11 protein-coding genes are annotated in these 10483 nt (G+C 73.9%); 1 reads left to right on the forward strand and 10 read right to left on the reverse strand.

The window, feature by feature from the left end; all coding sequences use genetic code 11:
• Position 1 precedes the first annotated feature (1 nt).
• The 10 genes from AAEM63_RS11160 to AAEM63_RS11205 are packed head-to-tail and all read right to left on the reverse strand — an operon-like array spanning position 2 to position 8931.
• Positions 2 to 1114, reverse strand: a complete 1113-nt coding sequence (locus AAEM63_RS11160) for a hypothetical protein (protein WP_341358348.1) — start codon at positions 1112 to 1114, stop codon at positions 2 to 4.
• Entirely contained in the window at positions 1111 to 1536 is a 426-nt protein-coding gene (locus tag AAEM63_RS11165) for a phage tail protein (protein ID WP_341358349.1), read from the reverse strand. Before AAEM63_RS11165 ends, AAEM63_RS11160 begins: the two co-directional genes overlap by 4 nt.
• Positions 1537 to 1547: 11 nt before the next feature.
• Positions 1548 to 1730: a DUF6760 family protein gene (locus AAEM63_RS11170; RefSeq protein WP_123919625.1), complete on the reverse strand. Its 183-nt coding sequence runs from the start codon at positions 1728 to 1730 to the stop codon at positions 1548 to 1550.
• Positions 1727 to 2119 carry a hypothetical protein gene (locus AAEM63_RS11175; protein ID WP_341358350.1) on the reverse strand — a complete coding sequence of 131 codons (393 nt, stop codon included), beginning with the start codon at positions 2117 to 2119 and terminating at the stop codon, positions 1727 to 1729. The genes AAEM63_RS11170 and AAEM63_RS11175 overlap by 4 nt, the downstream gene beginning before the upstream one ends.
• An 11-nt stretch (positions 2120 to 2130) precedes the next feature.
• Positions 2131 to 2574 (reverse strand): phage tail protein, encoded by a 444-nt coding sequence (locus AAEM63_RS11180; RefSeq protein WP_123919629.1) that lies wholly within the window; start codon positions 2572 to 2574, stop codon positions 2131 to 2133.
• Between the two features lie 41 nt (positions 2575 to 2615).
• A complete protein-coding gene (locus AAEM63_RS11185; protein WP_341358351.1) occupies positions 2616 to 4139 on the reverse strand; it encodes a phage tail sheath family protein in 1524 nt (507 codons plus the stop codon).
• Positions 4132 to 5202 (reverse strand): hypothetical protein, encoded by a 1071-nt coding sequence (locus AAEM63_RS11190; protein WP_341358352.1) that lies wholly within the window; start codon positions 5200 to 5202, stop codon positions 4132 to 4134. The genes AAEM63_RS11185 and AAEM63_RS11190 overlap by 8 nt, the downstream gene beginning before the upstream one ends.
• A gap of 38 nt (positions 5203 to 5240) precedes the next feature.
• Entirely contained in the window at positions 5241 to 5906 is a 666-nt protein-coding gene (locus AAEM63_RS11195) for a hypothetical protein (protein ID WP_341358353.1), read from the reverse strand.
• Positions 5903 to 6502 carry a DUF4255 domain-containing protein gene (locus AAEM63_RS11200; protein ID WP_341358354.1) on the reverse strand — a complete coding sequence of 200 codons (600 nt, stop codon included), beginning with the start codon at positions 6500 to 6502 and terminating at the stop codon, positions 5903 to 5905. The genes AAEM63_RS11195 and AAEM63_RS11200 overlap by 4 nt, the downstream gene beginning before the upstream one ends.
• The gene (locus AAEM63_RS11205) at positions 6499 to 8931 is read right to left on the reverse strand and encodes an AAA family ATPase (RefSeq protein WP_341358355.1); all 2433 of its coding nucleotides are present in this window, start codon (positions 8929 to 8931) and stop codon (positions 6499 to 6501) included. The genes AAEM63_RS11200 and AAEM63_RS11205 overlap by 4 nt, the downstream gene beginning before the upstream one ends.
• A gap of 277 nt (positions 8932 to 9208) precedes the next feature.
• Here AAEM63_RS11205 and AAEM63_RS11210 point away from each other — a divergent pair, with 277 nt between their 5' ends.
• A complete protein-coding gene (locus tag AAEM63_RS11210) occupies positions 9209 to 9844 on the forward strand; it encodes a response regulator transcription factor (RefSeq protein ID WP_341358356.1) in 636 nt (211 codons plus the stop codon).
• Positions 9845 to 10483: the final 639 nt, after the last annotated feature.

Here is a 10483-nt window from a genome sequence, read left to right on the forward strand (position 1 = left end):
GTCAGCCCCTCCCCCGGCGCTCGCGCTCGATGCGCATGCGCTTCTCGAACCGGTGCCACAGCTCGCGGTCGAGCCGGTCCAGGTCGACGGCGGGGGCGGCCGCGGCGGTGGGCGGCGGCGTGGGGGCGGGCGCGTCGTGGGCGTCGACGACGGCAGGCCGGCTGCGGTGGACGAGCGCGGCGGGTGGGCGGTCCGGGACGGCGAGCGGTCCGGGTGCCGGTGGTGCGGGCGCCGGACGCGGCGCACTGCGGAGCCGTGGCCCGACGCGCAGCTCGGTGGCGGGGTAGCCGCCCGGGTGCGGGGCGGCCGGGCCGGTCGGCCGGCGGAGACGACGGCGGGCCGGCGCGGGGGCAGGGGTGGCCGCGTCGGCGAGCCGGTCCATGAGCGGCTGAGGGGCGGCGCCGAGCCGCGAACCTCGGGTGCGGTGCCTGAGCGGCGGAACGGTCGGCGGCGCCTTGACGTCGAGCGACTCCGCGGCGACGCCCGGCGCCGTCGGCCGCGCAGCTGGCCGGCTGCCGATCAGACTCTGCTGGCCGTCACCGTCGGAGGGAGGCGGTGTGCGCCAGGTGGGCCGGGTCGTGGTGGTCTCGCTGCCGGACCGGTGGATGCGGTCAGCCGGCGTATTGCGGTCGAGCCGAGCCCCACGCGGTGCCCGCACGGCGTCGGGCTCGCGCGGGCTCAGGGGCCGGCGGGTCGCCCGCCCCGGCCCGGAGTCGCGCGTCGCACCGAGGCGCCACGCACGCTGGGCCACCGCGACCGGCGCGCGCGTGCCGTCCGCCGCGGACGGCATCTGCCGATCGGCGCCCGACGCCGGCGCGACCCCACGCACGAGCGTCGTCAGCCGCTCCGCGAGCCAGACCCGCAGCGACAGAGACAGCGACAGCCGCACCGCGGCCCCGTCTCGCGAGCGCAGCACCGGCGCCGGCAGCGTCCGCGCGGGCCGGCGGAAGACCAGGGCCAGCGGCCGCCGCCACAGCGGCCCGCGCCCCGACCGTCCGCCGCCCGCCCGGTCCCCAGGCACGCCGTCACCCAGCGCAGCAGCCTTCCCCCGGCGCAGCCGGCCGGACCCCGGACGGAAGGTCGGCGCGGGGCGCGTGGGCAGGCGGGCGCTCATCGCTGCCTCGTGATCCCGTGGTGAACGAGCTCGACCGCCTCGGTCGCCACCGCCCCGGACATCGCGTCGAGCTCCGCACCTGACCACCGCGCCGGGTACGCCGCGGCGCACACCCACCGCCAGGCCTCCTGACCCGCCTCGTCGAGGAGGACCACCGAGACGGTCCGGCGCTGCACCCGGCCGGAGATGACCTCCTGGTGCCAGTCCCACAGCCACCCGTCCACCAGCCCGCGCTTGAGGACGAGCGGGGGGTAGGTGGTCTTCAGCGCCAGCTGGTGCTCGAAGTCGTTGACGCCGCCCTCGCGGTAGGGCTCCACCTGGGTCTGACGCTCGACGCCGGAGACCGACTGGAACCCGCCGGCCTCGGTGCCGTCGATCTCCACAACGAACCGGAACAGACGGAAGGGGTCGGGGCGGGCCATGACTCACCTCCTCAGAGGGTGTCGAACGGGTTGGCGGGTGCGCCGTCGAGCCGGCGGTTGATCTGGGAGATCTCCTCGCACCAGCGGCGGCGCTGGGCGTGCTCGAGGGACATCAGCTCGGTCTGCGGCCAGTGGAAGTGGTAGGCGATGAAGGCCATCTCCTCGTAGAGCTGGGCCACGGGATAGGCCCTCACGCTTCCCCCAGGGCGTAGACCCTCCCGCCCCCGGCGAGTCGACCGTCCGGCGCGCCGGCGGCGTGGCCGCCGACCTCGTCGCCCAGCCGGCCGTCCGGCTCGTCGGCGGCGTTGAGGCGTTCGTAGAGCCCCTGGAGGTAGTCCAGGTCGCTGGCGAACAGCCCCTCGACCACCTTGGTGTTGACGTCGGGCAGCGACCCGAGCCGGGTGACCACCCGGGCCAGGACGATGATCGTCAGGTAGGCGGGGTTGGCCTGCACCCGGGGGTCCTTGAGTGGCAGGATCTCGTCGGCCGCGGTGGCCAGGCGCATGACGCCGTCGGTGTGCAGGACGCCGTCGGCGTCGAGGTACCCCTTGGGGAGCGTGAAGTCGACCTCGGTGGCGAACATGGTGTGCCTCCCTACTGGATCCGGCGGATGCCCTCGTTGGCGAGCTCGAGGGTGTCGATGGCCACCTCGTTGCCGGTGCCGTTGAGGTCGGTCGGGTCGTACTTGCACGGCCACGCGCGGGTGACCTCGAAGGCCGCCTTGTCCTCGCCGGCCTCGTTCTGCACCCGGATGACGACCGTCTTGCGGATGTCGTCCTGGAGCGTGGCGCCGCCGACGACGAGCTGGTGCCAGTCGGCGAGCTCGAGGGAGTCGGTGATCCCCCACTTGAGGGTGACGTTGGCGTACTTGGTCAGGCCGGAGAGCTTGCGGACCGTGAGGCGGGCCTCGTCGCCCTCCCGGTACTCGATCGGGTCGCTCGCGAGGTCCCCGATGGTCACCTCGGAGAACGCGGCCTGCTCGAGGCCGTCGATCTCGAGGCGGAACCGGAACTTCCGGAGCGGGTCCGTGCGTGCCATCGCTCAGCCCTCCTGGCTCGTGGCGGTCGTGCCCGTGACGGTCATGACTTCGCCTCCTGCGTCTTCTGGAAGACCCGGAAGACGACGAACTCGGCCGGCCGGACGGGCGCCACGCCGACCTCGACGATGAGGCGGCCGTTGAGGAGGTCGTCCTCGGTCATCGTCTCCCGGCCCACCGCGACGGAGAACGCCTCCTCCTCCTTCAGCCCGAGCAGCGCGCCCTCGCGCCACTGGGTCCGCAGGAACAGGGTCACGGTCTGCTTGACCCGCGCCCACAGCCGCGGGTCGTTGGGCTCGAACACGACCCACTGGGTGGAGTTGTAGATCGAGGCCTCGAGGAAGATGAACAGCCGCCGCACGTTGACGTACTTCCACAGCGGGTCGCTGGACATCGTCCGGGCGCCCCACAGCCGGATGCCCCGGCCGGGGAACCGGCGGATGGCGTTGACCCCGCGGGGGTTGAGGATCTCCTGGGTGCCCTGGTTGATGTCGTACTCCAGGTCGATCGCCCCGGCGAGGGTCTCGTTCGCGGGGGCCTTGAACACCCCGCGGGTGTTGTCGGTGAGGGCGTAGATCCCGCACACCGACCCGCCCGGCGGGACCAGGGTGCGCACCCCGCTGCGGGGGTCGCTCACGTAGATCCACGGGTAGTAGAACGCGCCGTACTTGGTGTCGGTGACGTCCGAGCGGGGCTCGATCCCGCTGGCGTTGCCCAGGCCCTGGAGGGAGTCGACGACGGCGAAGCGGAACCTGTTCCGCTCGCAGTGCGTGACCACCAGGCGCGCCGTGTCGTAGTCGACGCCGGGGGCGTAGACGATCGCCACCTCCCGGAACCGGTCGAGCTCGAGGGCCTTGAGACCGCGGCGCCGGCCGGGGTCGGCGTCGTCGACCTCGTAGTCGGCCGGGGTGAGCGGGTCGCCGTCGGCGCCGCCGTCGAGCTGGGCGGAGACGCCGTCGCCGGTGGGCAGCTCGGCGTCGTCGGCGGCCGAGATCTGCACCAGGGAAGAGTTGAACCCGTTGACCCGCTTGTCGAAGTACGCCGGCGAGGCGGGGTCGAGGCTGAGGTCGTCGAAGTCCTCCGCGATCGTGGGGACCGGCCCGTCGTCGATGCCGGCGGCGTCGGCCGGGACGTCGGCCGGGTTGGCCCAGTGGTCCACGCGCAGGCGGAACCCCACGGGGTTGCCGTCCGCGCCCCGGGTGCTGCCGGGCAGGATGCGGACCCAGGTGTTGTTGTAGGCGGTGCCCGGTCCGGTGGCGGTGACGGTGAACCCGCCGACGTCGACCGTCGCGGCGGCCGCCCCGGCCCCGGTGACGCGGGTGACGTAGCAGCGGCGTCCGCCGTTGTCGAAGAAGGTCTTCACGGCGTAGGGCAGGAACTTCCCGGCGCCGAAGACGTCGCCGAACCAGCGCAGGTACTCCCCGTAGCTGGTGGTCAGCCACGGTACCAGCGGGCCGCGCTGCGCCTCTCCGAGGAACGCCGCGGTGCTGGTCGCCACGCCCTCGATCGGCTTGGGGCCCCGTTCGATCTCCTCGACGTAGACGCCCGGTGCGAGGTACTCAGGCATTCGACTCTCCTGTCGTGGCGTGGGTTCCGGCGGTCCGGAGGCTCTCGCGCAGCTGCGCCTCCGACTCCGCCCTGTGCTTATCGCGGGCCTTCGTCGCCGCCGCGAGGTCGGCCTTGGCCGTGGTGGCGGCGGTCTCGGCATCGGCGAGCGCCCTCTGTGCGTCGGCGAGCGCCGTGACGGCGTCGAGCAGCTTGTGCTCCAGGTCCTTGGGTGGGATGAGGCGGGGGCCCTCGCCGAAGGACTTCCGGCGGGCCGCCGCCGAGCCGAGCAACCAGTACGCCAGCGCGTACTCACCGGCCTGGCGCGCCTTGGCGATCTCCTCGCGCCGGGTCTTGAGCTCGGTGTGCTGGGCGGTGACGGTCGCGGTGAGCTTCTTCCACCCGGCCAGGGCGTCGGAGCGCTTCTTGACCCGGTCCTTGAGCCGGTCCCGCCTGCTCTCGGCGCTCGCGAGCGTCCGGGCAGCCTTCCTCGCCTTGCGATCGAGCTTCTTGGTCCGGTCCGACCGTGCCTTGACGACGGCCTCGACCCCGGCGACACCGTCCTCACCCAGCTGCCGGCGCAGGCCCTCCTCCTGGGACTGGAGGTACTCCCCGTAGGCCGTGTCCTCGCGGGCGAGTGCGTCGTAGGCGGCGGTGTAGGCGGTGGCGGCGGTCTCGGCGTCCTTCTGGACCGCGCGCAGGGTCGTCAGCCGGTTCTCGAGGTCCGCGAGCGCGACGTCGGCCTGGTTCTTCTTCGTACGCGCGGCGGTGGCCTCGGTCTCGAGCTGGGCGAGCTTCTCGGCGATCGTGTCGTCATCGCTCGAGCCGCTGTCGGTCGAGCCACCGCCGGTCGAGCCACCGCCGGTCGAGTCGTCGCCGGTGCTCGGTGCGCCCGATGCCGTGTCACCGACGGGCGCCTCGACCACCTCCTCGGTCTGCTCGGTCGGCAGCGCCTCCTCCTCGGTGGGGGGTGAGCCGCCCGCCTCCCCCACCGCCTGGCCCTGCGGCTGCAGCTGGTTGTCGAGGTCCTTCTGCTGGGCGGGCACCGCCTCGGCGTCACCGGCGTCCGCTGATGGTTCGCTCACGGCCGCGCTCCTTCCTTCTCGTTGGTGGTCCGCCCGGCTCAGGGGCCGGCTCGTACGTGGATGGGTGGGATGACGGCGTCGTCGAGGTCGACCGGCGCCGTGAAGACGTGGTGGCGGCCGTGCTGGAGCTGGACCGCCAGCGTCCGGGTGGGCAGACCGTCCTTGCCCACGGTCAGGACGACGTCGATCTCCACCGGCTCGTCCGGGGCCGGCGGGCGCAGCTCCACCACGAGCGCGAACGCCCCCCGCGCATCCGTCGTGGCCGGGAACTGCCGACCGGGGCCCGGCGCCGCGGCGGAGACCGTCGCGCCGTCCACGGGTTCGGCCCCACCGGCCGGGCTCCGCACCACGACCCCGCGCACCAGGGTGGCGACGTCGTCGAAGGGGGCGTCCGGACGCCGCTCGAGCGCGACGACGTGGCGCACCCCGTCCGTGGCGAGGTTGACGGTCAGGAGCACCGGGCCCCGGTAGATGCTGCGCTCGGTCCCGATGCGGAAGGTGAGGTCCTCGCCCGGCGGGGCGTTGAGCACCACCGCCTGGCCGCTGAGGTTGCGCACCACGGCGACCGGGCGCGGCTGCCCGGCGGCGACGTCCCACAGGGTCACGTCGACGTCGCCGCGCACCGGCCGGCGGGTGGCGCCGTCCATGAGGGTCACGACGGCGGTGACGACGTCGGTCCGGCCCTCCTCGAAGGCGATGCTCACAGCGCCCCCACCCGTTCGGCCAGCGGTCCGGGCGGGTCGGGCAGGACGCCGGCGCGGTAGCGGCGCTCGGTGACCCGGTCGTCGCGGACCGGCGGCGCGGACGTGACGAGCACGGGGCTGGCCAGGTACACCATCGACGTGCGGTAGGACGACTGCGGCAGCAGCCCCCAGATGCGGCTGAGGTCCTCCACCGTGCACGGTTCGGGGGTGACCCGCACGGTCTGCCCCGGCACCTGGTCGATGGTGGGGCGCTCGTGCAGGGCCCGCACGGCCGCCCCGAGGGTGAGGAGCTCGTCGGGGTCGGCGGCGCCGCCCCCGGCGCCGGTGGAGCGGAACACCGAGAGCAGGTAGCGCAGGTCCAGGGCGAGGGCGTCGGTCGCGACGAGGGGGCCGTCGGCGTCGCCGGGCCGCGGGACGAGCACCTGCTCGTTGCGCAGCGCCGGGCTCGGCACCACGTGGACGAGGAAGAGGGCGAGCTTGCGGTCGGCGACGTCCTCGGCCACCGGCGGGCCGACGTAGACCTTGCCCACGCCGACGGCGCTCTCGAGCCGGGCCTGCAGCGCGGCGGTGACCAGGGCGACGGCGTCGGCGGTCATGGTCGCACCAGCGCGGGTGTGCGCTCCTCGGGCACCGGCCAGTCGTCGAGGGTCTTCTCCGCGGCGAGCAGGCCGGTCTTGCGCAGCTCGCGGCGGGTGGCGGTGCGCACGTGGTCCAGGCCGATGGGGCCGCCGCCCGGTGCGGCGAGGAACGCGGCGTGCAGCGCGATGGACTGGATGCTGCCGCCGGTGATGGGCAGCCGGCTGGCGACGGCAGCGACGTCGAGGCCGTCCAGCGGCGCCGCCGGCGGGAACGCCTTGTGCCAGATCCGGGCCCGCTCGGCGGCGGTCGGGACGGCGAAGTCGACCACGAAGCGCAGGCGGCGCAGGAACGCGCCGTCGATGTTCGCCTTGAGGTTGGTCGTGAGGATCGTCAGGCCGCGGAAGGACTCGAGGCGCTGGAGGAGGTAGGCGACCTCGACGTTGGCGTGGCGGTCGTGCGCGTCCTTGATCTCCGTGCGCTTGCCGAACACGGCGTCGGCCTCGTCGAAGAGCAGGACGGCGCCGGTGCGCTCGGCGGCCTCGAAGACCCGGTCGAGGTTCTTCTCGGTCTCGCCGATGTACTTCGAGACGGTCTTGGACAGGTCCACCTGGAGCAGGTCCACCCCGAGGTCGCGGGCGATGATCTGGGCGGCCATGGTCTTGCCGGTGCCGCTCGGGCCGCTGAAGAGGGCCGCGACGCCCTGCCCGTAGGGCACGCGGGCGGCGAACCCCCACTCCTCGAGCACCCGGCCGGCGTGCAGGACGTGCTGCGGGATGGCCTTGAGCAGGGTCCGGTTCTCCTCCCCGAGCACGATGTCGTCCCAGCCGTAGACGGGCTCGACGCCGCGCACCCCGGCCGGCAGCGCCGTGGGGCGCAGGTCGCGGGCGGCGCGCTGGACGAGCTCGACGGCGGAGCCGGCAGTCCCGTCCGCGAGCTGCTGGGCGGCCATCGTGGCGGCGTCGTCGAAGGTGCCGGGCTCGAGGGCAACCGTGGCGGCGAGCCGCTCGGCGTCGCCGGGGCGCAGCGGCAGCTCGGCGTGCTCGGCCGCGCGGGTCCACCAGGTGGCCCGCTCGGTCGCGGAGACGGCGGGGGCCCGCAGGACGAGCCTCGACCGGGCCGGGAGGTCGCCGTCGGCGGCGACGAGGCCGCGGCTCCCTGCCCGGTGCCGCACGAGGTCGCCGACCCGGCGGCGCTCGGCCTCGTCCAGGGCGTCGGTGCCGAGCAGGAGCAGGGCGCCGCCGAGGAGGTGGGCGAGCGCCGCCCAGTCGCCCGCCGCGCCCGCGCGGGCGCCGGGCTCGACGCCCGCGAGGTCGCCGACGACGACGGGCAGGCCGATCCAGGCGGTCAGCCGGGTGAACCAGCGCCGGCCGCCGTCCCCGCCGACCAGGCGGACCACCGTGCCGCGGCGGGCGGCGTCCTCGAGGCGCCGGGCCAGCTCGCTCTCCTCGGCGGAGAGCGGCGGCTCCGCGCCGGCGAGGGACGCCCGCAGCTGGGCGCCGAGCCGGGCCGCGGCGTCCTCGGCGGAGGGGGCGAGCAGGTGGGCGAGCACCGCGGCGGCCGGGGCGTAGCCGACGTCGACGGCGGGGGCCTCGCTCTCGACCGGCCGGACCAGACCGGTGTCCACGAGCGAGCGGGCGCGGCGCAGGTCCCAGGTGGCGACCCGGGCGCCGGTTAGCAGCTCGGCCAGGAGGGTCAGGCTGGGCCGGCGGCGGGTGAGGTCGTCCTGGAGGACGCCGACCGCCGTCGCGTAGCGCCCGTCGATCTCCGGGGCGAGGACGAGGCCGAGGAGGCGGAGGTCCTGGTCGGTGAGGTCGAACGTGGCCGCGACGTCCGCGAGCGCCGGGGGCAGGGCGGACCGGGAGACGAAGAGGCCGTCGTCGGTGTCGGCGAGCCGGGCGGCGAGGTCGTCGGCCTGGGGCCGGGCAGGGTCCACGCCGAGCATCTCCAGGGCGTCGCGCGGGCTGACCGACCAGCCGAGCACCCCCTGGCCGCCCTCGCCGAACCGGCGGGTCAGGGCCAGTGCCAGGCTCGTCTCGATCCAGCCGGCCAGCGGCGCGAGCCCCTCCGCGTCGACGCCGCGGGCACCGGCGGGGACCACCCGGATCCGGTCCCGCTCGTCGTCGGGCGGTGTGGTGCGGGCCTCCCCGGCGAGCGCCCGGACGACGTCGGCGAGCTCCTCCCAGCGGGCGTTGTCCACCCCGACGAACGACCGCGCCGCGGCCGGGTCGAGCAGCACGACCATGCGCACGGCCGGCTCGTCGAGGTAGCGCCGGCACGCCGAGGGGTCGCTGCCCTCGAGGACGAGCACCACGGGCTCGACGGCGGTGCCGAGGACGGCGTCGGGGTCGTCGACCGCGACGACGGCGAACTCGCCGGTCTCGCTGAGCAGCGCGCGCAGACCCTCGGCGAACGGTTCGCTCGAGAACGGACCGATGAAGATGGTCATCCTGCGCGCCACTGCTGCTCCAACCCGGGACGTCGTCCCACCATGGCGCGGGCCGCGGGCCGGGCCAATGGATCGTCCGGGCCGAAGAGGATCCGGGTCGGGTCCTGGATCCACGGGCCGCCGGATCCATGCCGACACCCCCGTGGACAGACCCACCCATTTCGGACCGGATCCGCCTTGCCAGGGCGCGCCGGGACGCGAGACGCTTGTGGCTTCAAGGGGGGCCTGTGGTCGGCGGTGAACCCTTCAGCCGCCGGCATGAGGGTCGGGGAACCTGATGCGCGTGCTCATCTACTCACCGGTTCGGCTGTTCGGGGAGTGCCTGGCGGCGTTCCTCGCCTCGGCCGACCATATCGACGCGGTCGCGCCCGTGGATGAGATCGACGACCTCGACATGAAGGCGCTGGAGTTCGGCGCCGACGTGGTCCTCTTCGACGTCACCGCCCCGGAGGCGCTCGCTGCCGCCCGGCTGGTCAAGGGCCTGTGCCCGGACACCGCGACCATCGCGGTGGCCGTGACGGAGGTGGCCGACGAGGTGCTCGCCTGCGCGGAGTCGGGGTTCGACGCCTACGTGCCCCGCACCGCGCGAACGGACGAGATGCTCGAGATCCTGCGCCGGGCGCAGCTCGGTGAGACGCTCTGCGACCCCCGGATCGCCCGGACCCTGTTCAACGAGCTGGCCCGCCGGCACGCGGTCGCGGCGGCGGACACCCACCTCACCCCGCGGGAGATCCAGATCGCCCGGCTCCTCGGGCGCGGCGCGGCCAACAAGGAGATCGCCGCTGAGCTCCACCTCTCCGTCGCGACGATCAAGAACCACGTCCACTCGGTGCTGCGCAAGCTCGAGGTGGGCAGCAGGGCCCAGGTGGCGGGCCTGCTGAGGGAGAACCCGCTCGCGCTGCGGCTACGGTGACGACGTGGCTGCAGGGATCGCAGCACCAACCAACTCCCGTCGGGCACTTCGGTCCCCACCGTTTGGCGCTCAAGACAGAAGGCTCATCCGGCCGAGCACGCCAATCCACTCCAGGCCACCGCCAATCACAGCTTCACGCGTGCTCCGCTTTCGTTCGAGTCAGAACCATCGTCCGGCCGCTGCGAAGTCTCTTGGACGAGGTTCCGCGCGACCATGCCCACGCCATACAATCCGAGACCGGCCAAGGCCCCGAACGCAGCACCAACTGGTCCCGCGCTGAACCCGATTCCCGAGCCGGCGCCCACCATCCCAACAGCGGTCATGCCTCCGAAGTGAATGGCCGCCCATCCAGCGGCACCTCCGACGGCCCCACTGGCCATGAATCCGGCGGCTTCCTTGCGGGCACCAGTCTTTCGAGCCATCGGTTCCCTCATTCGTGCGCTTGGCTCCGTTTGTCGCGGAACGTGCCTGATAGGTACACGATTCATAGCAGGAACGACGGTCCGACGGCGCGGTTTCGGCGTCCAAGACGTCAGGGACCTGTGCTCGCTTGCTTGCCCTTGGCAAGAGATAAAGCTCGCAAGGGCAAAAGGTCCCGCTTGCAGATGCCCCCGGGACGCGAGGTCCAGCTGCGTCCGC

Origin of the sequence: Georgenia sp. M64, assembly GCF_038049925.1 — a bacterium.
In the GTDB taxonomy this organism is placed as follows: domain Bacteria; phylum Actinomycetota; class Actinomycetes; order Actinomycetales; family Actinomycetaceae; genus Georgenia.

Bases quoted from the DNA above. Each gene is read 5' to 3' on its own strand.
- AAEM63_RS11160 (WP_341358348.1), bottom strand. From the start codon at position 1,114: ATGAGCGCCCGCCTGCCCACGCGCCCCGCGCCGACCTTCCGTCCGGGG.
- AAEM63_RS11165 (WP_341358349.1), bottom strand. From the start codon at position 1,536: ATGGCCCGCCCCGACCCCTTCCGTCTGTTCCGGTTCGTTGTGGAGATC.
- AAEM63_RS11175 (WP_341358350.1), bottom strand. From the start codon at position 2,119: ATGTTCGCCACCGAGGTCGACTTCACGCTCCCCAAGGGGTACCTCGAC.
- AAEM63_RS11180 (WP_123919629.1), bottom strand. From the start codon at position 2,574: ATGGCACGCACGGACCCGCTCCGGAAGTTCCGGTTCCGCCTCGAGATC.
- AAEM63_RS11185 (WP_341358351.1), bottom strand. From the start codon at position 4,139: ATGCCTGAGTACCTCGCACCGGGCGTCTACGTCGAGGAGATCGAACGG.
- AAEM63_RS11200 (WP_341358354.1), bottom strand. From the start codon at position 6,502: ATGACCGCCGACGCCGTCGCCCTGGTCACCGCCGCGCTGCAGGCCCGG.
- AAEM63_RS11205 (WP_341358355.1), bottom strand. From the start codon at position 8,931: ATGACCATCTTCATCGGTCCGTTCTCGAGCGAACCGTTCGCCGAGGGT.
- AAEM63_RS11210 (WP_341358356.1), top strand. From the start codon at position 9,209: ATGCGCGTGCTCATCTACTCACCGGTTCGGCTGTTCGGGGAGTGCCTG.